This is a genomic window from Streptomyces sp. 5-10 (assembly GCF_014712245.1).
Lineage (GTDB): Bacteria > Actinomycetota > Actinomycetes > Streptomycetales > Streptomycetaceae > Streptomyces > Streptomyces violaceusniger.
Window position 1 is genome coordinate 43,384 of record NZ_JACVYG010000039.1, and the last position, 21,882, is coordinate 65,265.

The window sequence follows — 21,882 nt, forward strand, 5'->3', positions numbered from 1 at the left end:
ACGCCCGGCATGCCCACGGACATCCGCCGGAAGGACCCTGTTGGCGTGAGCGACACCTTGCACCTCACCTGGGGTGAATGCAAGAGGTCGATCAGAGTCGCGCACACTCGCTCATCTGCAGTACGTTGCCACCATGCTGCGAGAGAGCCGCCACGAGAAGCTGCTGAGCATCCTCGGCGAGGAGGGCGTGCTGCCCATCGGGGAGATCGCCACGCGTCTCGGCGTCAGCGAGGCCACGGCCCGGCGGGACATCACCGAGCTGGGCCGGGCGGGCCGGCTCACCCGGGTCTACGGCGGCGCGGTGGCGGCACCCTCGCAGGACGAGGAGCGCCCGTTCAGCGAGGTGGCGGTCGACGACCTGGCCGACAAGGAGGCCGTGGCCCGGGCCGCCGCGGAGCTGGTGGCGGACGGCGATGTGCTGCTGCTGGACATCGGCACCACCACCCTCCAGCTCGCCAAGCTGCTGCGCGGCCGTCCGGTCACCGTGGTGACCAGCAATCTCGCGGTCTACGACGAGCTGCGCGACGACCCGCGGGTGACCCTGATCCTGCTGGGCGGCCAGGTGCGCGCCAACTACCGCTCCGTGGTCGGCTTCCTCACCGAGTCCAATATCCGCCAGCTGCGGGTCGGCCGGCTCTTCCTCGGCGCCAGCGGGGTGCTCCCCGACGGCAGCGTGCTGGACAGCACCCATGTGGAGGTGCCGGTCAAACGGGCCATGCTCGGCGCGGCCCGGGAGGTGGTGCTGCTGGTCACCGCGGGCAAGTTCCCCGGTGACACCGGCCTCGCCCGGATCTGCGGACCGGAGGGCATCGACACCCTGATCACCAACAAGACGTCCGACCCGGCGACGCTCGCCGTGTTCCGCGAGGGCGATGTGGAGGTAGTGACCGTATGAGGCTGACCGTGCTGGGCGGCGGAGGGTTCCGTATGCCCCTGGTGTACCGGGCGCTGCTCGATGACACCGGGGACCGGGCGGGGCGCTGCACCGAACTGGTGCTGTACGACACCGACCGGCGCCGGCTGGACGCGATCCGCGCGGTCCTGGCCGAACAGGCCACGGGCCGCCCCACCGCCCCCGCGGTCCGCGCCACCACCGATCTCGACCAGGCGCTGCGCGACGCCGACTTCGTCTTCTCGGCCATCCGCGTCGGCGGTCTGGAGGGCCGGGCGAACGACGAGCGGATTCCGCTCGGCGAGGGGGTGCTGGGGCAGGAGACCGTCGGCGCGGGCGGCGTGCTCTACGGGCTGCGCACCCTGCCGGTGGCGCTGCGGATCGCCGAGCGGATCGCCACCGTGGCCCCGGACGCCTGGGTCATCAACTTCACCAACCCGGCGGGCATGGTCACCGAGGCGATGCAGCGGGTGCTCGGCGACCGGGTGATCGGCATCTGCGACTCCCCGGTCGGCCTGTGCCGCCGCGCCGCGCGGGCGGTCGGCGCCGACCCGGACCGGGCCACGTACGACTATGTGGGCCTGAACCACCTGGGCTGGCTGCGCCGGGTGGTGGTGGACGGCCGGGACCGGCTGCCGGAGCTGCTCGGCGACACCGGCGCCCTGGAGTCGTTCGAGGAGGGCAAGCTCTTCGGCGCCGAGTGGCTGCGGGCGCTGGGCGCGCTGCCGAACGAGTATCTGCACTACTACTACTTCAACCGGGAGGCGGTGGCCTCGATCCGGCAGGCCCCGGCCACTCGTGGCGAGTTCCTCCGCGACCAGCAGGCCCGGTTCTACGAGACGGCGGGCTCCGGGGCGCCCGGGGCACTCAGGGAGTGGGAGCGCACCCGGCTGGAGCGTGAGGCCACGTACATGGCCGAGAGCCGCGAGGCCACCGGCGGCTGGGAGCGCGACTCCTGCGATCTGGACGGCGGCGGCTACGACCGGATCGCGCTGGCCATCATGCGGGCGATCGCCCGCGATGAGCGCGCCACGCTGATCCTCAACGTGCGCAACCGGACGGCCGTGCCCGGTCTTGACGAGGACGCCGTGGTGGAGGTGCCCTGTCTGGTGGACGCGGGCGGGGCGCGGCCGCTGGCGACCGGCGCGGTGGCGCCGGACCAGCTCGGTCTGATGCTGTCGATCAAGGCGGTGGAGCGCTCGGCCATCGAGGCGGCCACGACCGAAGCGGGCAGCGATTCGGGCATCGCCCGCGGTGCGGCCCTGCGGGCCCTGGCGCTCCACCCGCTGGTGGACTCGGTCAAGGTCGCGGGCCGGATTCTCGACGCCTCCGGGGCCCTATAGCACATGTCCGTTCGGGCATTCCCCAGTATGTGAACCCGCCCGGACGGGCTCCGTTCACGCCCTCTTTCGGTAAACGGGCGGGAAACGGGCCCGCCGGGTGGACAACCAGGCAGCCGAGTTCCTCACCGTCCGTTGCCTCACCCGCTCCGAACTGCTCTTATAACGGTTGTGAAACGGGCGCATACGGTCACGATCTCTGTGGTGCCAAGGCTGGCTTCCCCTGTTGCACGCTTGTAAAACTGCCACGCAAGCCGAAAGACCTAGGCAGGAGGTGCGGCGTGGACGCGGAGGAACGCCGTCGGGAGATCCTCGACACGGCTCGCCGTGCCGGCGTCGTCGACGTCGGCAAACTCGCCGCCGACCTCGGGGTGTCCAAGGAGACGGTGCGCCGCGACCTGCGGGTCCTGGAACAGCACGGGCTGGTGCGGCGTACCCATGGCGGCGCCTACCCCGTGGAGAGCGCCGGTTTCGAGACCACCCTCGCCTTCCGCACCACCATGCACGTACCGGAGAAGTCGCGGATCGCGACCGCGGCCGCCGATCTGCTGGGCGATGCCGAGACGGTCTTCATCGACGAGGGATTCACCCCGCAGTTGATCGCGGAGGCCCTGCCCAGGGACCGGCCGCTCACCGTGATCACCGCTTCCCTCACGACCGCCACCGGCCTCGCCACCCGTGACAACACCACCGTGCTGCTCCTCGGCGGCCGGGTGCGCGGGGGCACGATGGCCACCGTCGACCACTGGGCGACGCATATGCTCTCGGGCTTCGTCATCGACCTGGCGTTCATCGGCGCCAACGGCATCTCCCGCCAGTACGGCCTGACCACCCCGGATCCGGCGGTCAGCGAGGTCAAGGCGCAGGTGGTGCGGGTGTCCCGGCGGAAGATCTTCTCCGGGGTGCACACCAAATTCGGAGCCGTCAGCTTCTGCCGGTTCGCGGATGTCTCGGACTTCGAAACGATCGTGACCGATACGGGTCTGCCGCTGACCGAGGCACACCGCTATTCGCTGCTGGGCCCCCAGATCGTCAGGGTCTGACGCCCTTCCCCCACTGTTTTCCTTCCCCACGTCCCTTCGATTGGATCCGTGATGCCAGTCCTGACTCTTCGTGCTGCCCGGATACCGGTGGTGGCCCTGACCGCGGGCGCGCTCCTGACCGGTTGCGCCGGTATGGGGGGCGGCAGCTCAGGCGACAAGACCATCAATGTCCTGATGGTGAACAACCCCCAGATGGTGGACCTGCAGAAGCTCACCAAGAAGTATTTCACCAAGGAAACGGGCATCACGGTCAAATTCACGATGATGCCCGAGAACGAGGTCCGCGACAAGATCAGTCAGGACTTCGCCAATCAGGCGCGCCAGTACGACGTGGCCACCATCAGCAATTTCGAGGTGCCGTTCTACGCGAAGAACGGCTGGCTGATGCCGCTCGACGGCTACGCCGCCAAGGACAAGGCATTCGACCAGAAGGACGTCCTCCCCTCGATGCGGCAGTCGCTGACCGCCGAGGACGGCAAGCTCTACGCCGAGCCCTTCTACGGTGAGTCGTCGTTCCTGATGTACCGCAAGGACGTCCTCGCCGAGAAGAAGCTGAAGATGCCCGAGCGGCCCACCTGGCAGCAGGTCGCGGACATCGCGGCCAAGGTGGACGGCGCCCGCAAGGGGATGAACGGCATCTGCCTGCGCGGACTGCCCGGCTGGGGTGAGCTGATGGCGCCGCTGACCACGGTGGTCAACACCTTCGGCGGCACCTGGTTCACCAAGGACTGGAAGGCGCGGCTGGACTCGCCGGAATTCACCAAGGCGACCAAGTTCTATGTCGACCTGGTGCGCAAGCACGGTGAGGCCGGTGCGGCCCAGTCGGGCTTCGCCGAGTGCCTGAACAACCTCACCCAGGGCAAGAGCGCCATGTGGTACGACGCCACCTCGGCCGCCGGGTCGCTGGAGGCGAGCAAGTCCCCGGTCAAGGGCAAGATCGGATATGTCCAGGCGCCGGTGGAGAAGACCGAGAGCTCGGGCTGGCTCTACACCTGGGCATGGGGCGTCCAGAAGGCATCGCGCCACCCCGACAACGCGTGGAAGTTCATCTCCTGGGCATCCAGCAAGAAGTACGAGGCCCTGGTGGGCAAGACCTTCGGCTGGGCCAACGTGCCCGCGGGAAAGCGGTCGTCCACCTACACCTCTCCGGAGTACCGCGAGACCGCCGGCAGCTTCTCGGAGGAGACCCGCAAGGCGATCCTCAGCGCCAAGCCGCGTGATCCGGGAGTGCAGCCGCGGCCGACCATCGGCATCCAGTTCGTCGACATACCCGAATTCGCCGATCTCGGCACCAAGGTCGCCCAGGAGATCAGCGCCGCCATCGCCGGAAAGCAGTCCGTCGATACGGCATTGAAGAATTCGCAGAAGCTGGCCGAGAAGGTCGGCGAGGAGTACCGATGAGTAATCCGACGACGGCAGTACCCGTGAGCGGCCAGCGGCCACCGACCGCGGCCCCCGCCTCCGCGGGGCGCCCCGTGGCGTCCCGGAACCGGGCCCGGGAGTGGGCCACCCGGGCACCGCTGCTGCCCGCGCTGATCTTCCTGATCGTGGTCACCCAGCTTCCGTTCGTGGCCACGCTGGTGATCTCGCTCTTCGACTGGAACTCGTTCCGGCCCGACCGCCGTGCGTTCGCGGGGCTGGAGAACTACAAGACGGTGCTCAGCGACGCGTCGCTGCGCGAGTCCATCGTCACCACCGTGCTGCTGACCGCCTCCGTGGTGATCGTCAGCGTGGTGCTGGGGCTGCTGCTGGCACTGCTGCTGGACCGCAAGTTCCGCGGCCGGGGCCTGGTGCGCACCATGCTCATCGCCCCGTTCCTGCTGGTGCCGGTGGCCTCGGCGCTGCTGTGGAAGCACGCGCTGTACAACCCCGAGTACGGCCTGTTCAACGGCGTGCTCAACTGGCTGGGCGGACCCCAGCCGGAGTGGCTCACCGATACGCCGCTGATCGCGGTGGAGGCGTCGCTGATCTGGCAGTGGACGCCGTTCATGATGCTCATCCTGCTGGCCGGGCTGCAGAGCAAGCCGCTGGACATGGTCGAGGCGGCCCGGCTGGACGGGGCCGGCAACTGGCAGATCTTCCGCTTTCTGACGCTTCCGCATCTGCGCCGCTATCTGGAGCTCGGCACCCTGCTGGGGTCCATCTACATCGTGCAGAACTTCGACGCCGTCTTCACCATGACCCGCGGTGGCCTGGACACCGCCAACCTCCCCTACACCATCTACGAAACCTTCTACAACGCCCACGAGTACGGGCTGGCATCGGCCGCGGGAGTCGTGGTGGTGATCGGCACGATCATCATCGCCACCTTCGCGCTGCGCGTGGTGTCGTCCCTCTTCCGTGAGGAGGCGTCCCGCGCATGACCGCCGTGAGCACCCCGGTGACCATCACATCCGTTCCGGAGGCCACCCGCCGGGCCAAGCGGCGCGGTGCCGCGCTCGGCGTGCTGGCCTGGTTCGTCGGCATCGTCTTCGTACTGCCCGTGCTGTGGATGCTGCTGACCTCGTTCCACTCCGAGGCCGACGCCGCCACCAACCCGCCGTCGCTGGCCGCGCCGCTGACCCTCGACGGGTACAAGGACTTCTTCGGCGTGGGCGGCGGGGCGAGTCCCTGGCCCGCGCTGCTCAACTCGGTGGGCACCTCCCTCTTCTCCACCTGCTTCGTGCTGCTGCTGGCGCTACCGGCGGCGTTCGCGCTGTCGATCCGGCCGGTGCGCAAGTGGACGGATGTGATGTTCTTCTTCCTGTCCACGAAGATGCTGCCGGTGGTGGCCGGACTGCTGCCGGTGTTCCTGTTCGCCCGGGACATCAACTTCCTGGACAACGTCTGGCTGTTGGTCATCCTCTACACCTCGATGAACCTGCCGATCGCGGTGTGGATGATGCAGTCCTTCCTCGCCGACATCCCGGTATCGATCATCGAGGCCGCCCAGATGGACGGGGCGCGGCTGCCCACCATCCTGTGGCGGGTCGTGGCCCCGATCGCGGGCCCGGGCATCGCCGCCACCTCGCTGATCTGCTTCATCTTCAGCTGGAACGAGATGCTCTTCGCCCAAGTGCTCACCGGTGTGGTCGCCCAGACCGCCCCGGCGTTCCTGACGACCTTCGTGACCAGCCAGGGGCTGTTCCTGGCCAAGGTGTGCGCCGCGTCGGTCGTCATTTCCCTGCCGGTGCTGGCCGCCGGTTTCGCCGCCCAGGACAAGCTGGTCCAGGGCCTGTCGCTAGGAGCAGTCAAATGAGGGCCGCAGTCATCGAAGCCCCCGGGAAGGTCGCCGTCACCACCGTCGCGGACCCCACCCCGGGCCCCCGCGAGGTCGTGGTGGACGTGGCGGCCTGCGGGCTGTGCGGCACCGATCTGCACATCCTCCAGGGGGAGTTCGCGCCCACGCTGCCGATCGTCCCCGGGCATGAGTTCGCCGGTGTGGTCGTCGGTCTCGGCAGCGATGTCACCGAGGTGGCGGTGGGCGACCGGGTCGCCGTGGACCCCTCGCTGCACTGCCACGAGTGCCGCTACTGCCGGATCGGCCGGGGCAACCTGTGCGACAACTGGAACGCGATCGGGGTCAGCGTCCCCGGCGGGGCCGCCGAGTTCGCGGTGGCCCCGGTGGCCAACTGCGTCAAGCTGCCCGAGCAGGTGGACGTGGCCGACGCGGCCCTGATCGAGCCGCTGTCCTGCGCGGTGCGCGGCTATGACGTGCTCAACGGCAACCTGGGCGCCGAGGTGCTCATCTACGGCTCCGGCACCATGGGGCTGATGATGCTGGAGCTGGCCAAGCGGACCGGCGCCACCAGCGTGGACATGCTCGATGTCAACCCCGATCGGCTGTCCACCGCCACCACCCTCGGCTGCTCCCGGTCCGCCGCCTCGGCGGACGAGCTGGACCAGCCGCGGGGCTGGGACGTGGTCATCGACGCCACCGGCAACCAGGCCGCCATTCAGGACGGCCTGGGCCGGGTGGCCAAGGCCGGAACGTTCCTGCAGTTCGGTGTCTCCGACTACGCGACGCGGGCCACCATCGAGCCGTACAAGATCTACAACCAGGAGATCACCATCACCGGCTCGATGGCCGTGCTGCACAGCTATGAGCGTGCCGCCGGGCTGTTCGCGAGCGGGGTGCTGGACCCGAAGATCTTCATCAGCCACCGGATGCCGCTGGAGGAGTACCCCAAGGCACTCGACCAGTTCAAGGCGGGAGTGGGCCGGAAGATCGTGGTCGTCCCATAACCGTGTGTGGTTGACGGCCCAAGCCCGGGGCACCAGGCTTGGGCCGTTATCGATCACGGTCGGCGGGAGGGGCGGGCACATGGGCAAGGGCGACGCGGTGGTGGTGGGCGGGGGTCTCGCGGGCACGCTGGCGGCGGGCGCGCTCCTCGGCCACGTCGACACGGTCACCCTGGTGGAGCGCGACCGCTACCCGGACCGCCCGGCCTTCCGCAAGGGCGTGCCCCAGGGCCGCCATCTGCATGTCTTCCTCAGCGGCGGGCGGCGCGCCCTGGAGGAGCTGTTCCCCGGGCTGAACGGCGAGTTGGAGGCGGCGGGCGCGCACCGCCTGGAGGCGCCGCGCGATGTGATCACCAAGGGCGGCAACGGCTGGCAGCGCCGCTTCCACGAGGGCAGACACGCCACCACCAGCTGCACCCGGGCGCTGTTCGACGCCACCGTACGGGCGCGGGTGCTCGCCGAGGCCGAGGGGTCCGGGACCCGGGTGGAGGTGCTCCAGGGCACCGAGGCCGTCGGGCTGCTCGGCGGCGCGGACCAGGTGACCGGCGTACGGGTGCGGGCGCGGGACGCCGGGCGCGCCGAGCGGGAGTTACCCGCCGATCTGGTCATCGACGCCTCGGGGCGCGGCTCGCGCGCCCTCAAGTGGCTGGCGGAGCTGGGCGCTCCGGCGCCGCGCGAGGAGGTCGTCGACGCCGGGATCGGCTACTGCACGCAGGAGTTCCGGCCCGCCGAGCCGCTGGACATGGTGATGGTCATCCAGCCGCGCCCGGACTGTCCGCGCGGCGCGGCGTGGTCCCCGGTCGAGGGCGGCACCTGGCTGCTGACGCTCGGCGGGGTGCGCGGTCACCATCCGCCGACCGAGAGCTCGGAGGTGCCCGGCTTCGTCAAGTCCCTGGGCGAGCCCGCGCTGTACGAACACCTGCTGACCTGTGAGCCGGTGTCCCCGCCGTACGGGTTCCGCGACACCTCCAACCGCCGCCGCCACTACGACGCCCCGGGCGGGGTGCCCGAGGGGTTCCTCGCGGTCTCGGACGCCGCCTGCACCTTCAACCCGATCTACGGCCAGGGCATGGCGGTGGCCGCCCTCAGCGGGCTGGCCCTGCGCCGCTGCCTGGCCGAGGGGGGACTGCGGCCCGGTTTCGCGGCCGCGGCGCAGCGCGCCGTGGCCCGGGCGGGCGACACCGCCTGGCTGACCGCCGTCGGCGCGGACCGCCCGTACGTCACGGACGCGGACGCCACGCCACCGAGGGCGGCCGAGCGGCTGCGGAGCTGGTACTTCGGGCGGCTGGCGGACCGGGCGGCGATCGACCGGGTGGTCGGCGCGGCGTTCCGCGATGTCACCTATCTGGCGGCGGGGCCGTCCCGGCTGCTGTCCCCCGGGGTCGCCCTGCGGACGGTGCTGCTGCCGAGGGGCCGGGGCCTGACGGACCCGCCGCTGCGCGTGGAGAGCTGACCCGGGAGGGTGCCCGGGAGAGCGCGCTCAGCCGGCCGCGTCGCGCAGATGCGCGGCCGCCGCCTGCTCCAGGTGGGCCAGGTCGCTGCTGACCGTGGCGAAGGTGAAGCCCTGGGCCAGGCGCTTGCCGGCCGTCGCCCCGTCGGGGCAGTGGATACCGGCGGCGATGCCCGCGGTCCGTGCCTCCTCGGCGACCTTCGCCAGCGCCGCGTCGAACCGCTCCGCCACCGCGGTGTCCGTCGAGGTGCGGCCGCCGAGCGCGATGGTGAGGTCGGACGGGCCGATGTAGACGCCGTCGAGCCCGTCCGTGGCGCAGATCTCCGTGGTGTTGGCCAGCGCCTGGGCCGTCTCGATCATCACGACGCAGGCCACTTGCCGGTTGGACTCGTCCGGGGCGGGGCCGACGCGCAGACCCGAGCGCATCGGGCCGTAGGAGCGGATCCCGAGCGGGGGGTAGCGGCAGTAGCTCACCGCGGCGGCCGCCTCCTCGGCGGTGTTGACCAGCGGAACGATCACGCCACGGGCGCCGGCGTCGAGGGCCTGGCCGATCCAGAAGCCGTCATTGCCCGGGACGCGCACCATACCGGCGGCGGTGCCGCGGGCGTCGATGGCGGTCATCGCGGCGAGGGTGCCCTTGTAGTCGAGGAGGCCGTGCTGGGCGTCGACGCAGATGTAGTCGTAGCCGAGCCCGGCCAGGCGCTCGGTGCCGACGGGATTGTCGAGGACGACCCAGTAGCCGATGATTCGCCGGCGTGCGCGCAGCCGGGCCGCGAAGTCGGCGGGGGAAGTGTTCATGCTGTCGGCTTCTCTCCTTCGGCGAGTGGTGCGCCCTCTTCACTCCATGCGCGTTATGAGCGGAACGCTCGCACGATTGCACGTAACACGCAAGCAACTGCGCGGTTTCCGCGATGGATCAGCGCGAAATGCGCAGACTGATAGGGTTGCTCAGGGCTGCGCAGAGTCGCGCGGAGTGACGGAAGATGGGGGGCGCGATGCGTCAGGAGGCCGGGGCGGAGGAGCGCAGGCGGCTGCGCGCCGGGGACCGCCGGGAACTGATCGCCCGAATGATCCAGACCGATGGCACGGTCGTCGTGGAGGAGCTGGCCCGCTCGCTGGAGGTGACGCCCTCCACCATCCGCCGGGATCTCGCGCTCCTCACCGAACAGGGCGCCATCGCCCGCACCTACGGCGGCGCGATGAGCGCCGGTCACACCGCCGAGCCCACCCTCGGGCAGCGCAGCGGGCTCGCGGTCGCCGAGAAGGACCGCATAGGGCGCTGGGCGGCCGCGCGGATCGTGCCGGGCGACACCGTCATCCTCGACGCCGGCACCACCACCGGACGGCTCGCCCACCATCTGCGCGCCCGCGGCGATCTGACCGTGATCACCTGCGGGCTCACCGCGCTGCGCGAGCTGGCCGAGGCGGACGGCGTCGAGCTGATCACCCTCGCCGGGACGCTGCGCCACGTCAGCCAGGGGTTCGTCGGGCCGCTCGCCGAGCTGACCCTGTCCCGGCTGACCGCGGACAAGGTCTTCCTCGGCGCCGACGGGCTGGACGCGCGGCTGGGGATCTGCGAGGCGAGCCTCCAGCAGACCTCGCTCAAGGAGATGATGGCCGACCGCGGCAAGGAGGTGTACGTCCTGGCCGACAGCAGCAAACTGGGCCAGTCCCCGTTCACCGCCTGGGCCCCGCTGGACCGGCCGTGGACGCTGGTCACCGACAGCGGCGCCACCGATGACCAGCTGGGCCCCTTCCGGGCGCTGCCCGACACCGAGGTGATCACCGTCTGACGGCGCACCACCTCGGCGGCGGTGGCGGTTCCGGGGTGAGGGGCCGGGAGCCTGGCTCCCGGCCCGCTCGGGTCGGTTCCGGCGCACCCGGCCCACTCCGGTCGGTCCCGGTACGTCAGTCCCGGTACATCCGCGGTGCGGCCGCGGCCGTGGCACCCGCGCCCACGAGGCCGAAGCTGTCCTCGACCTCGGCCTTCTCGGCGGCGTTCGGGTAGGGGTTGGTGCAGGAGACCCCGGCGGTGGAGCCGGACATCAGGCTCGAGCACGGGCCCGGCTTCATGTCCGGCAGACCGAGGATGTGGCCGAGCTCGTGCGAGGAGATCCGCACCGTGTTGTAGCCCTCGTCGACGGCCTGGCGGCCGAAGTAGATCGTGCCGCTGCCCAGACCGGTCGAGAGGGTGCGGGGCCAGCCGTTGTCCGCGATGATGCGGACGTTGGCCCGCTGCCCGGACGTGGCCGGCTTCAGCTGGACGTTGACCACGCTCTCGTTCCAGATCGCCGCGCCCTTGGCCACGGCGTCCTTGAACTCGGCGGCCCCGCTGGCGTCGTACGTCACCGTCCGCGCGGCGGCGGTGTGCTCCGCCGGGGCGGCGGAGGCGGGGGCGGCCACGGCCTGTCCGGCCGTCAGGGCGAGCACCGCCGTCACCGCGGCGGGTAAGGCACGTACGAACGTGCTGGATCTCACGATCGGCCTCCTCGTGGGGAAAGGATGGACGGAGCAAGTGGGCATGAGCATGGCATGTCCGCCCGCTCATCGGCCACTGCGTCCCCACACCTTCTCTCATCCGGCCGGTTGTCCACAGGCGGTCACCACGCGTACCTTCCGGCACCCTAGAATCGCCGGATGGCTCTCCCCGACACCGGCCCCGACATGAGCGACGCGCCCGGCCCCGAGACGAGCGAGGCGCTCGGCGTTCTGCACCGCGTCTTCGGCTACGACTCGTTCCGGGGAGGGCAGCAGGAGATCATCGACCATGTGGTGGCCGGTGGTGACGCCCTCGTCCTCATGCCGACCGGCGGTGGCAAATCGCTGTGCTACCAGATCCCGGCGCTGGTGCGGAAGGGCGTCGGCGTCGTCGTCTCCCCGCTGATCGCGCTGATGCAGGACCAGGTCGACGCGTTGCGGAACCTCGGGGTGCGGGCCGGGTTCCTCAACTCCACCCAGGACCTGGACGAGCGGCGGATGGTCGAGGCCGAATTCCTGGCGGGCGAGCTGGATCTGCTCTATCTCGCCCCGGAGCGGCTGCGGGTCGAGTCCACGCTGCGGCTGCTGGACCGGGGCCAGATCTCGTTGTTCGCCATCGACGAGGCGCACTGCGTGGCGCAGTGGGGGCACGACTTCCGGCCGGACTATCTGGCCCTGTCCGAGCTGCACGAGCGCTGGCCCACCGTGCCCCGGATCGCGCTGACCGCGACCGCCACCGAGGCCACCCACGCCGAGATCGCGTCCCGGCTGAAGCTCCAGGACGCGCTGCACTTCGTGGCCAGCTTCGACCGCCCGAACATCCAGTACCGGATCGCCCCCAAGAACGAGCCGAAGAAGCAGCTGCTGGAGCTGTTGCGCACCGAGCACGCGGGCGAGGCGGGGATCGTCTACTGCCTGTCCCGCTCCTCGGTGGAGAAGACGGCCGAGTTCCTGGTGGCCCAGGGCATCGACGCGGTGCCGTACCACGCGGGGCTGGACGCGCGGGTCCGCGCCGAGCACCAGGCGCGCTTCCTGCGCGAGGACGGTCTGGTCGTGGTGGCCACGATCGCGTTCGGCATGGGGATCGACAAGCCCGATGTGCGGTTCGTGGCCCATCTGGACCTGCCCAAGTCCGTGGAGGGCTACTACCAGGAGACGGGCCGGGCCGGGCGTGATGGACAGCCCTCCACCGCATGGCTGGCGTACGGGCTCCAGGACGTGATCCAGCAGCGGAAGATGATCGACACCTCCGAGGGCGACGACACCCATCGGCGCCGCCTCGGCGCCCATCTCGACGCGATGCTGGCGCTGTGCGAGACGGTGGAGTGCCGCCGGGTGGGGCTGCTGGCGTACTTCGGCCAGAAGTCCGCCCCCTGCGGCAACTGCGACACCTGCCTCACGCCCCCGGAGTCCTGGGACGGCACCATCCCCGCGCAGAAGCTGCTGTCCACGGTGGTGCGGCTCAAGCGGGAGCGCAACCAGAAGTTCGGCGCGGGGCAGATCATCGACATCCTGCTCGGCAAGAAGACGGCCAAGGTCATCCAGTTCGACCATGACGCGCTGTCGGTGTTCGGCATCGGCACCGAGCTGCGCGAGGCCGAATGGCGCGGTGTGGTACGGCAGTTGCTGGCCCAGGGGCTGCTCGGCGTCGAGGGGGACTACGGCACGCTGGTGCTCACCGACGCGAGCGCGGAGGTGCTGGGCCGGCAGCGCGAGGTCAGGCTGCGGCGCGAGCCGGAGAAGGCACCGCGCACCGCGAAGGCGAAGCCGGGGGCCTCGGGGAAGGCCAAGAAGGCCCCGGTGGATCTGCCGGAGGAGGCCGTGCCGGTCTTCGAGCGGCTGCGCGCCTGGCGGGCGGCGACCGCGAAGGAGCAGGGCGTCCCCGCGTATGTGGTCTTCCACGACGCCACCCTGCGCGAGATCGCCACCCGCGCCCCGGCCACCCTCGAGGAGCTCGGCACGGTGAGCGGGGTCGGCGAGAACAAGCTGGTGAAGTACGGGCAGGGGATTCTGGACACCCTGGCGTCCTGACCGCCCCAGCCTCCTGACGATACGTCAAACCCCCGCGTGAAACCCTCGCTTCCGCAAGCCGGGAGCGGGGGTTTGGCAGGTCTGGAGCACAGGGGTTACCGATGAGTGTTACCTGAGGTAACGTCAGGGCCCGTGGTCCGTGGCCGCCGGGGACTGGGGTGCTCCGGCGGCCACTCACCCTCGCGCCGTTCCTCATGCCGTACGAGGCGTTCCTACAGCTCCTTGATGCGGATGTCGCGGTACGAGATCACATCATCGGTGCTGTGGACCTGGAGACCGATGTACCCGGAGGAGTACCGACGGCCGTCCGTGCCGGGGTCGTCCGCGCGCGGCGGGGTGAACTCCTGGCCACCGGTGTTCTCGAACTCATTGAGCAGCACACCGTTGCGGTAGATCGAGAAGTGCTGACCGACCACCCGGATCTCGTAGTCGTTCCAGCTGCCCTTGGGGGTGACCCCCGCCCCGGCCAGCCCGACCCGGTCGAAACCGTAGATCGATCCGGTCTTGTACATATCGCCGTCCGGGCGGTCGAGGATCTGCACCTCGTGCCCGTACTTGATGGCGACCCACTCCGGGCGGGACTCCTCGGGGTGGTCATGGACGTACGGGAAGCGCACGAAGACACCCCCGTTGGCATTGCCCGTCCCGGGTGCGTCATCGCGGAACTGGAGCTTCAGCGAGAAGTCGTCGTACGTCCGCTGCGGGAACCACAGCATGCCCATGCCCTCGACCGAGGTGTCGCTGGTCATGCTGCCGTCGTCGTTGAGACCGAAGGCCCCGCCGCCCACGTGCTGCCACTTGTCGAAGGACTTCTTGGTGCCGTCGAACAGCGGGCGGTAGCCCTCGCCCTGACCGGGCTTGCCGATCCCGGACTGCCTGGCCGCCTTGTTGATCGCCCGGTACTCGCGCTGGTCGATGACGCCGTCGGCGAGCAGCTTGTCGGTGACGGCGGTGACGTGCTTGAGGAAGAGGGCGTGGGAGGACCAGTCCTTCTCGTCCTCGATCAGCTCATTGATGGTGCAGCGGCTGCGGGTGATGCGGTTGGGGACGCCGGTGTCCACCGTGCCGACGATCACCGTGAGGCGCTCGTCCCACTCCGGACACGCGGGTGCGGGCACCCCGCCGCCCTCGGCCACGGTGAACGCGATCTGCCGGGCCCCGGAGGTGTTGCCCGCCTTGTCGGTGGCGCGGTACGCCACGGTGTGGCGGCCCACCCGGTCCACCACCACGGGGGTGGTGTAGGCGAGGTACGGGCCGCTGTCCAGGGAGTACTCGACCTTCTCCACTCCGGAGTCGTCGTCGGCGGCGGTGAGCGTGACCTTGGCGCTGCCCACATAGGCGCCGTCGGAGTTCTTGGTGCCGTCGACCTGCGCGGAGGTCACCGGGGGCAGGGTGTCCTCGGCGGGCGGGACCACGACGCGGAAGTCCACCGACTTCACCGCCGACACATTGCCCGCCTTGTCCGCCGCCCGGAAGCGCACCGTGTGCGCGCCCGCGTCATGGACCATCACCGGACCGGTGTAGGGCTGGAACTCCCCCTGGCCCAGGGCGTAGTCGATCCGGTTGACCCCGGATCCGGTGTCGGAGGCGGTGATGGTCACGGTGGCCATGCCGATGTACGCACCGGACGGGTCCTTCTCACCGGAGACGGTGGCGGAGGTCTCCGGCGGGGTGGAGTCGTCCGTCGGCGGCGCCACCACGGTAAAGTCCACCGACTTCACCTCCGACACGTTCCCCGCCTTGTCCACGGCCCGGTAGCGGATGGTGTGCTGCCCGACCTGGTGGACCATCACCGGGGCGGTGTACGGCTGGAACGCCCCGTCGCCTTCGGCGAACTCGATCCGGTCCACGCCCGAGCCCTCGTCGGTGGCGGACACGCTGACGGTGGCCATCCCGATGTACGCGCCGTCCGTGTTCTTCTCGCCCTCGACCTTCGCCGAGACCTCGGGCGCGGTGGTGTCCTCGCCCCCGCCGCCGTCGGTGACCACCAGGATGCCCTGCATCTGGCCGTGGCCGGGGATGGTGCAGTGGTAGCGGTAGCGGCCGGGGCTGAGGGTGACCTCGGCGGTGTGCTTGCCGCCGCTGTCGTCCGAGGGGTTGGCGAGGATGTTCAGCGGGACGTCGTTGTTGTACTCCGGGTCGGAGACATCGAAGGTCAGGGTGTGCGGCATCCCCATCGTGTTGCCGGTGGCCGTGCTGTTCTCGAAGACGATGGTGGCCTTCCCGGCGACCGCCGTGGTGGGCGCCGAGGAGTACTTGGTGATGTCGTCACCCGCGGTCCAGGTGAGGGTCTGCTGGACGGCCTGCCGGGTGTCGTCCTGTCCGTAGGCCACCGTCGCCGTCGCCGAGCTCAGCCCGAGGACCATGAGCAGCGCGGCGAGCAGGGGCAGCCAGGGTCTGATGGGTTTGGGGCGCCTTCGTTTCACGGTCACTCCGCCTTCCTGGCCAGATCCTGGGCGAGCGGAGTGGGCTCGCCGCCGGTGTACGTGATGTGCCACAGCGCCGACTTGGAGTCGGAGGTGAAGAAGCCGCGCCCGTAGTCGAGGACGTAGAGCGAGCCGTCCGGGGCGAACTTCCAGTCCATGAGGTTGCGGATGCCGTCGGCGCCCACCGGGATGATCTTCTTGAGGGATTCGGCGTGCACCGGCAGTCCGCCCTTGCCGACGGTCTTGGGGTCGGTCAGCACCGCGTGGCGGGGCTGGTCGCCGTCGTAGAAGTCGCCGACGAACCACTTGCCGTCCCAGTACTGGGGCCATTTGGTGGTGCTGTCACTGGTGGCGTCGTACCGGTAGACCGGGCCGTTCATGGTGGCCTGGCCGCCGCCCTTGAGCCACGGCAGCAGGTACGTGGCCTCCGACGTCTTGTAGCTGGGGATGCCGTTCGCGTCCCGCGGGTAGTCGGGGGCGCCGCCCTGGGGCGAGTACCAGATGGTGTTCGCGGTGATGGGCGGCAGGTTCACCAGACCGTCGTTGTTGGGTGACTCGTTCTTGGGGTGGTCGCAGTCGTACCAGCCCAGCGGCTTGCTGGGGTCGGGCAGATTGCGGTCCCGGTAGGGCTGCTTGTTGCCCATGCAGAACGGCCAGCCGTGGTTGCCCGCCTTGGTGATGGCGGCGAAGGTGTCGTACTTGGCCGGGCCCCAGGTGGTGCTGGGCTCGCCCGCGTCCGGGCCGACCCAGCCCGCGTAGAGGATGTCGGTCTTCTGGTCCACGAAGATCCGGGCCGGGTTGCGCACCCCCATCACATAGATCTCGCCACGGGTCTTGCCCCCGCCCTCGTCGGGCTCCTTGCCGGTGAAGAGATTGCCCTCGGGGAGGGTGTAGGTGCCGTCGTCCTCGGGGTGGATCCGCAGGATCTTGCCGTTGAGGTTGTGGGTGTTGCCCGCGGTGCGGCGGGCGTCGGCGAAGGAGACGCCCTTGTAGTTCGGCTGTGGGTTGTTGCCGGAGTAGCCGTCGCTGAACTGGGAGGAGTTGTTGTCCCCGGTGGCGATGTAGAGGTTGCCCTTGGAGTCCCAGCTCATCCCGCCGCCCGCGTGGCAGCAGCTGTGGATCTGGACCGGCCAGGAGAGCAGGACCTTCTCCGAGCCCAGGTCCAGCTTGTTGGTCTTCAGGTCCAGGGTGAACCGGGAGACGCGGCGCTCGGCCATCTGGGTGTCCCGGTTGATCCGGGAGTGCGGGGTGTAGTGCAGATACACCCAGCCGTTGGTGAGGAAGTCCGGGTCCAGCTCGATGCCGAGCAGCCCCTCCTCGTTCTTGATCAGCTCATCGCCGCCGCCCTTGTTGCCGAAGACGGTCAGGGCGCCCGCGAGCGTCACCTTGCCGGTGGCCGGGTCGTAGACATGGATCTGGCCCTGGCCCTTGCCGATCTCCGGGTCGTTCCAGTCGGTGACCACGGGCGCGCTGTTGTCGCCGCCGCCCCGGCCGATGTACAGCACCCGGCCGTCCCCCGCGACGACGAGGCCGTGCGGCTCGCCGATCTGGTCGGACTGGCCCGGCTGATTGGGCTTGGTGACGCGCTCGGCCTTGTAGTTCGCGTTGATGGTCGCCTTGCAGTCGGCGCGGGAGAGACGGGTGGTCCACAGCAGCGCGCCGCGCAGATGGGCGCGGAAGTCGGTCTCCTGGAAGGTGGAGACGGTGCCGCCCATGCCGGTGTAGAAGGAGCGGCCGCCGTCGTAGTCACGGCACCAGGAGATCGGGTGGTCCGCGCCGTTGGCACCCGCGCCCGGCTGGTAGCTGGACTCGCGGACCCGGGCCACGGTGTGCACCGTGCCGGAGGGGTTGTTCTTCCAGTTGAGCCAGGTGTCGGTGCGCTTCCACTCCAGCGGCAGCTCCTTGGTGGCCGGGTGGACGCGGTCGCCGACCTCCACCACGGCGCGCTGGGCGGTGGCCGGGCTGGTGGTGGCCGGGCGGGCGCCGATCAGCCCGCTGAACCAGTCGGAGTACGGCTCGTTGCGGGCCGCGTCACGGATGCCGAGGAAGCCGCCGCCCGCCTCCATGTACGCCTCGAGCCCCGCCTCCTGCTCGGGGTCGAGCACATCGCCGGCGCCGGTCAGGAAGACCACGGCGTTGTACTTGCCGAGCCGGGGCTTGGTGAAGACCGAGGCGTCGGCGGTGGCGTCGACGGTGAACCGGGTCGCCGCGGGCCCCTGGTTGCCGATCCGCTCGATGGCCTCGATGCCCGCGTTCACCGTGGCCGGCTCGTCCCCCGCCGAGCCGTGGAACACCAGGACCCGGACGTTGTCACCGCCGGGCGGCGACGGCAGCGTGAGTGGCGCACGATCCTCGGGCCGGGCGCTGGCGGGGGTCCCGCCGAGCAGGGTCGCGGTGAGGGCGCCGAAGAGCAGTGCCGCCATCCCCGCGCGTCTCCTTCGCAGCCGACCGACTGTCAGCCCTCTCCTCTTTGAGGGCATTTGGTACGGTATGTCCCGCATTGGTCACCCATCCCTCTCACGTACCGATAACACCGCTGAAGGAAGCTAGACGGCTTTTCGCAAGTCGCCAATAGCTATGACCGCAACTCAACGAACTTTGTCCTGAGTGTGGATGAACGGGGATCCCCCGGCTACCGTGAAAGCACCCCGGGGCATCTGCGCATCGTCAACGGCAGGGGATCCACAGCGATTTGGGAGAACGATGAGCGACGCACCCGGCTTCACCTCCAGACGCGGTCTCAGCAGACGGCTCTTCACCGGCGGCGCGGCCGCCGCGGCCGTCGGACCGCTGGCCCTCACCTCCCCCGCCGCCGCGAAGGCGCCGAAGACCCCGTCCGACGGGGTCCGAACGGCGGCCGCGGGCGGCGCGGTCCGCCATCTCAAGCTCTACGCGGAGAAGCTGCCGGACGGATCGATGGGGTACGGGCTCGAAAAGGGCAAGGCCAGCATCCCCGGTCCGCTGATCGAGCTGACCGAGGGCGACACCCTGCACATCGAGTTCGAGAACACCATGGACGTCACGGCCAGCCTCCATGTCCACGGCCTGGACTACGACGTGGCCAGCGACGGCACCCAGCTCAACCGCAGCGCCGTGGAGCCGGGCGGCACCCGCACCTACACCTGGCGCACCCACGCCCCGGGCAAGCGCGCCGACGGCACCTGGCGGCCGGGCAGCGCGGGCTACTGGCACTACCACGACCACGCGGTGGGCACCCCGCACGGCACCGGCGGCCTCCGGAAGGGGCTGTACGGGCCGGTGGTGGTGCGGCGGGCGGGTGACATCCTGCCGGACAAGCAGTTCACGATCGTCTTCAACGACATGACGATCAACAACAAGGCGGGGCATGACGCCCCCGAGTTCCGGGCCACGGTGGGCGACCGTGTGGAGATCATCATGATCACCCACGGCGAGTACTATCACACCTTTCATATGCACGGGCACCGCTGGGCGGACAACCGCACCGGGCTACTGGAGGGCCCGGACGATGTGAGCCGGGTCATCGACAACAAGATCACCGGGCCCGCCGACTCCTTCGGCTTCCAGGTGATCGCCGGGGAGAACGTCGGCGCGGGCGCCTGGATGTACCACTGCCATGTCCAGAGCCACTCCGACATGGGCATGGCCGGGCTGTTCCTGGTCGCCAAGGCCGATGGCACCATCCCCGGCTACGACCCGCACCGGCTGTCCGCGCACCGCTCGGGATAGCCGCCGGAGCGACAGGGACGGGGCGGGCCACCGGGCCCGCCCCGTCGCCGTGTCGCCGCCCTCCCCCGTCAGGCGGTGTGCAGCCGCAGGCCGTACACCGACAGGATCTCGTTGACCGGCTGGTACCAGGTCTCACCGCCGCTGGAGCAGTTGCCCCAGCCGCCCGAGGTCACGCCCTGGGCCTGGTCGCCGCTGATGAACGAGCCGCCGGAGTCGCCGCCCTCGGCGCACACGCTGGTCTTGGTCATCTGGTACACGGCGCCCTGGCTGTAGTTCACGGTCTCGTTCTTGGCCAGCACCGTGCCGCAGCGCCAGTGGGTGGTGGAGCCGGAGCGGCAGATGGAGGCGCCGATCGGGGCCTCGGCGGAGCCGCGGACCAACTGGTCGGGGACGGTGCCCCAGCCGAGCACCACCGGCACGGTCCACCAGCCGCTGCCGACGCTGACGTAGGCGTAGTCGTTGCCGGGGAAGGAGGAGCCCTGGAAGTTGCCGATGTACGAGCCGTCCCAGCCGCTGACGGAGCCCCCCGCCTGGCCGCAGTGCCCGGCCGTGACGAAGCCGCCCTGGACGGAGAAGCCTATGGAGCAGCGGACGTTGCCGGTGTAGTACGGGTCGCCGCCGACCGTGCCGGCGGCGAAGGTCGTCGGCGCCTGGGCGGGCGCCTTCTCGACGGTGACCGGGACGGAGGTCGAGCGCTTCGCCTCGCGGAGGAACGCACGGACGGCGGCGTCGCCCTCGCTCCCCTGCCGGACCCGGACCACCACGGCGCCCTCGCGGGAGTCGGTGCTCCAGCTGCTCACCCCGGCCGGAGCGGCCTGCTTGCGGGCCTTCTCGTCCAGGCGCGCCTTGGCCGCGTCGAGCGCGTCGGCGCTGTGCTTGACGATCCGGGTGGTGGCGCCCGTGGCCCGTACCGACGCGGCGCGCTCGGCGCTGGTGACGCCGACGACCAGCTTCCCACTGCCCGTGTCGAACCACGAGCCGCCGTAGGAGGCGCCCGCGGCGCGCTTGGCCTTGGGCTCCAGCCGCATGGCGGCGGCCTCCTGGCCCAGCCGCTCCCGCGCCTGGTCCGCGGTCAGGCCGAGGTCCCGGCCGAGCGCGCGGACGAGGGTGGCGGACGGCGCCGACACGGCGGCTGGCTTCGCCGCGGGGGCGTCGGCGCCGGATGCCGCGGCGGCGGTCGAGAAGGCCCCGCCGGCGCCCGAGAGGGCGCCGAGGACGAGGAGTGCGGACAGTCCGGCACGGACAACGGGCTTCCGTCTCATGGAAGTTCCCCTTCTGCTGGGCAGGGTGAGAGCGCTTTCACGGGTGGATCGCGCAGAGCCTAGCGAGCCACTGGGAAAAGTCCAGACCAAAGCCGTGATCGGTCACGGTCGGGCAAGAGGTCGGGCAGGATGCCGCGACGGGCTCAAGGGGCTTCGTCCGGATTCCAGTTGAGCAGCCGCACCTGGGCGACCGTGCGGACATGGCGGCGCATGGCCGCGGCGGCGGCCTTGGGGCGGCGCTCGGCGATGGCGTCCAGGATGCGCTGGTGCTGGGCGAGCGAGCGCCTGGGGCGGCCGGGCTGGCGCAGCGACTCCTCGCGGCTCTCGGCGATCTGGTCGGCGATCGAGCGCATGAACTCGGCGAGCAGCGGGCTGTGCGCGGCCGCGGTGACGGCGGCGTGGAAGCGGCGGTCGCCCTCGACGCCGTGGCGGTCGGACTCGATCTCGTCCTCCATCCAGTGCAGGGCCCGCTGGAGGGCGATGAGGTCGTCGTCGGTGCGGCGCTCGGCGGCGAGTTCGGCCAGCTTGGTCTCCAGCGCCTCGCGGGCGTCGAGCACATCGGGCAGCCGGCGGCGGCGCTCCACCAGCCGCTCGACGGGCTCGGTGTCGAGGCTGTCGCGCAGCAGGCACATCCCGCCGCCCTGGCGCACCTCGACGAGCCCCTGCACCTCGAGGACGACGATGGCCTGTTTGACGGAGGCGCGGCTGATGCCGAGGCGCTGGGCCAGCTCGCGCTCGGTGGGCAGCCGGTCGCCCGCCTTCAGGCCGCCCTCCTCGACGTAGGCGCGCAGCCTCTCCAGCACCTGCTCGTACAGGCGCTGACGGCTCATCGGGCGCAGCGCGTCCTCGGCCATACGGGCTCCCCCCATCGCGGTTTGTGATGGCCCCGATTCGCAGCGTAGCACCGGGTGGCCGGTTGGTGTGGTGGTTGTGCGGTCCGGTGGAGCATTGGTCAATTGGCTGAGCCAATCTGCCACCGATGTCTTGACGGCCGAACCGCCCGGCCCTCAACGTGAGTCAGCCAGCAGGCC

17 protein-coding genes are annotated in these 21,882 nt (G+C 70.4%); 11 read left to right on the forward strand and 6 right to left on the reverse strand.

The genetic code is table 11. The annotated features are described in order from the left end of the window. Positions 1-133: 133 nt before the first annotated feature. From IEJ02_RS33235 to IEJ02_RS33270, 8 genes are all read left to right on the forward strand, one after another. A complete protein-coding gene (locus IEJ02_RS33235; RefSeq protein WP_191068230.1) occupies positions 134-895 on the forward strand; it encodes a DeoR/GlpR family DNA-binding transcription regulator in 762 nt (253 codons plus the stop codon). Beyond that, the gene (locus IEJ02_RS33240) at positions 892-2,235 is read left to right on the forward strand and encodes a 6-phospho-beta-glucosidase (protein ID WP_191068231.1); all 1,344 of its coding nucleotides are present in this window, start codon (positions 892-894) and stop codon (positions 2,233-2,235) included. The genes IEJ02_RS33235 and IEJ02_RS33240 overlap by 4 nt, the downstream gene beginning before the upstream one ends. A gap of 278 nt (positions 2,236-2,513) precedes the next feature. Continuing rightward, complete coding sequence (locus IEJ02_RS33245) at positions 2,514-3,275, forward strand: DeoR/GlpR family DNA-binding transcription regulator (RefSeq protein WP_020866433.1); 762 nt, start codon at positions 2,514-2,516, stop codon at positions 3,273-3,275. A gap of 51 nt (positions 3,276-3,326) precedes the next feature. Beyond that, positions 3,327-4,676, forward strand: a complete 1,350-nt coding sequence (locus IEJ02_RS33250) for an ABC transporter substrate-binding protein (RefSeq protein WP_191068275.1) — start codon at positions 3,327-3,329, stop codon at positions 4,674-4,676. Beyond that, positions 4,673-5,638 (forward strand): carbohydrate ABC transporter permease, encoded by a 966-nt coding sequence (locus IEJ02_RS33255; RefSeq protein WP_191068232.1) that lies wholly within the window; start codon positions 4,673-4,675, stop codon positions 5,636-5,638. The genes IEJ02_RS33250 and IEJ02_RS33255 overlap by 4 nt, the downstream gene beginning before the upstream one ends. Further along, the gene (locus IEJ02_RS33260) at positions 5,635-6,513 is read left to right on the forward strand and encodes a carbohydrate ABC transporter permease (RefSeq protein WP_137981332.1); all 879 of its coding nucleotides are present in this window, start codon (positions 5,635-5,637) and stop codon (positions 6,511-6,513) included. The genes IEJ02_RS33255 and IEJ02_RS33260 overlap by 4 nt, the downstream gene beginning before the upstream one ends. Next, complete coding sequence (locus IEJ02_RS33265; RefSeq protein WP_191068233.1) at positions 6,510-7,499, forward strand: zinc-dependent alcohol dehydrogenase family protein; 990 nt, start codon at positions 6,510-6,512, stop codon at positions 7,497-7,499. Before IEJ02_RS33260 ends, IEJ02_RS33265 begins: the two co-directional genes overlap by 4 nt. Positions 7,500-7,578: 79 nt before the next feature. Then, the gene (locus tag IEJ02_RS33270) at positions 7,579-8,949 is read left to right on the forward strand and encodes an NAD(P)/FAD-dependent oxidoreductase (protein ID WP_191068234.1); all 1,371 of its coding nucleotides are present in this window, start codon (positions 7,579-7,581) and stop codon (positions 8,947-8,949) included. Between the two features lie 27 nt (positions 8,950-8,976). Here IEJ02_RS33270 and IEJ02_RS33275 read toward each other — a convergent pair whose 3' ends face one another. Then, positions 8,977-9,744 (reverse strand): HpcH/HpaI aldolase family protein, encoded by a 768-nt coding sequence (locus tag IEJ02_RS33275; RefSeq protein ID WP_191068235.1) that lies wholly within the window; start codon positions 9,742-9,744, stop codon positions 8,977-8,979. Between the two features lie 185 nt (positions 9,745-9,929). Between IEJ02_RS33275 and IEJ02_RS33280 the strand changes: the two genes are divergently transcribed. After that, positions 9,930-10,739, forward strand: coding sequence for a DeoR/GlpR family DNA-binding transcription regulator (locus tag IEJ02_RS33280; protein ID WP_191068236.1), 810 nt, complete (start codon positions 9,930-9,932; stop codon positions 10,737-10,739). Between the two features lie 115 nt (positions 10,740-10,854). Here IEJ02_RS33280 and IEJ02_RS33285 read toward each other — a convergent pair whose 3' ends face one another. Then, positions 10,855-11,424, reverse strand: coding sequence for a snapalysin family zinc-dependent metalloprotease (locus tag IEJ02_RS33285; protein WP_191068237.1), 570 nt, complete (start codon positions 11,422-11,424; stop codon positions 10,855-10,857). Between the two features lie 159 nt (positions 11,425-11,583). On the opposite strand from IEJ02_RS33285, the gene recQ reads away from it, so the two are divergent. Beyond that, positions 11,584-13,455, forward strand: a complete 1,872-nt coding sequence (recQ, locus tag IEJ02_RS33290; protein ID WP_191068238.1) for a DNA helicase RecQ — start codon at positions 11,584-11,586, stop codon at positions 13,453-13,455. A gap of 212 nt (positions 13,456-13,667) precedes the next feature. Here the strand turns inward: recQ and IEJ02_RS33295 are convergent, their stop codons facing one another. Further along, complete coding sequence (locus IEJ02_RS33295) at positions 13,668-15,821, reverse strand: OmpL47-type beta-barrel domain-containing protein (RefSeq protein WP_223864904.1); 2,154 nt, start codon at positions 15,819-15,821, stop codon at positions 13,668-13,670. A gap of 62 nt (positions 15,822-15,883) precedes the next feature. Next, the gene (locus tag IEJ02_RS33300) at positions 15,884-18,361 is read right to left on the reverse strand and encodes a ThuA domain-containing protein (RefSeq protein ID WP_370467168.1); all 2,478 of its coding nucleotides are present in this window, start codon (positions 18,359-18,361) and stop codon (positions 15,884-15,886) included. A 223-nt stretch (positions 18,362-18,584) separates the two neighbouring features. Here IEJ02_RS33300 and IEJ02_RS33305 point away from each other — a divergent pair, with 223 nt between their 5' ends. Next, positions 18,585-19,589 (forward strand): multicopper oxidase domain-containing protein, encoded by a 1,005-nt coding sequence (locus IEJ02_RS33305; RefSeq protein WP_191068240.1) that lies wholly within the window; start codon positions 18,585-18,587, stop codon positions 19,587-19,589. Positions 19,590-19,657: 68 nt separating this feature from the next. On the opposite strand, the gene IEJ02_RS33310 is transcribed toward IEJ02_RS33305, so the two are convergent. Both IEJ02_RS33310 and IEJ02_RS33315 read right to left on the reverse strand, forming a co-directional pair. Beyond that, positions 19,658-20,851: a S1 family peptidase gene (locus tag IEJ02_RS33310; protein ID WP_191068241.1), complete on the reverse strand. Its 1,194-nt coding sequence runs from the start codon at positions 20,849-20,851 to the stop codon at positions 19,658-19,660. 143 nt (positions 20,852-20,994) lie between these two features. Further along, the gene (locus tag IEJ02_RS33315) at positions 20,995-21,705 is read right to left on the reverse strand and encodes a FadR/GntR family transcriptional regulator (RefSeq protein WP_191068242.1); all 711 of its coding nucleotides are present in this window, start codon (positions 21,703-21,705) and stop codon (positions 20,995-20,997) included. Between the last annotated feature and the right edge of the window lie 177 nt (positions 21,706-21,882).

Coding starts and splice junctions, on each gene's coding strand:
- IEJ02_RS33235 (WP_191068230.1), top strand. CDS start 134: ATGCTGCGAGAGAGCCGCCACGAGAAGCTGCTGAGCATCCTCGGCGAG.
- IEJ02_RS33240 (WP_191068231.1), top strand. CDS start 892: ATGAGGCTGACCGTGCTGGGCGGCGGAGGGTTCCGTATGCCCCTGGTG.
- IEJ02_RS33250 (WP_191068275.1), top strand. CDS start 3,327: ATGCCAGTCCTGACTCTTCGTGCTGCCCGGATACCGGTGGTGGCCCTG.
- IEJ02_RS33255 (WP_191068232.1), top strand. CDS start 4,673: ATGAGTAATCCGACGACGGCAGTACCCGTGAGCGGCCAGCGGCCACCG.
- IEJ02_RS33260 (WP_137981332.1), top strand. CDS start 5,635: ATGACCGCCGTGAGCACCCCGGTGACCATCACATCCGTTCCGGAGGCC.
- IEJ02_RS33265 (WP_191068233.1), top strand. CDS start 6,510: ATGAGGGCCGCAGTCATCGAAGCCCCCGGGAAGGTCGCCGTCACCACC.
- IEJ02_RS33270 (WP_191068234.1), top strand. CDS start 7,579: ATGGGCAAGGGCGACGCGGTGGTGGTGGGCGGGGGTCTCGCGGGCACG.
- IEJ02_RS33275 (WP_191068235.1), bottom strand. CDS start 9,744: ATGAACACTTCCCCCGCCGACTTCGCGGCCCGGCTGCGCGCACGCCGG.
- IEJ02_RS33280 (WP_191068236.1), top strand. CDS start 9,930: ATGGGGGGCGCGATGCGTCAGGAGGCCGGGGCGGAGGAGCGCAGGCGG.
- recQ (WP_191068238.1), top strand. CDS start 11,584: ATGGCTCTCCCCGACACCGGCCCCGACATGAGCGACGCGCCCGGCCCC.
- IEJ02_RS33295 (WP_223864904.1), bottom strand. CDS start 15,821: ATGGTCCTCGGGCTGAGCTCGGCGACGGCGACGGTGGCCTACGGACAG.
- IEJ02_RS33300 (WP_370467168.1), bottom strand. CDS start 18,361: ATGCCCTCAAAGAGGAGAGGGCTGACAGTCGGTCGGCTGCGAAGGAGA.
- IEJ02_RS33305 (WP_191068240.1), top strand. CDS start 18,585: ATGAGCGACGCACCCGGCTTCACCTCCAGACGCGGTCTCAGCAGACGG.
- IEJ02_RS33310 (WP_191068241.1), bottom strand. CDS start 20,851: ATGAGACGGAAGCCCGTTGTCCGTGCCGGACTGTCCGCACTCCTCGTC.
- IEJ02_RS33315 (WP_191068242.1), bottom strand. CDS start 21,705: ATGGCCGAGGACGCGCTGCGCCCGATGAGCCGTCAGCGCCTGTACGAG.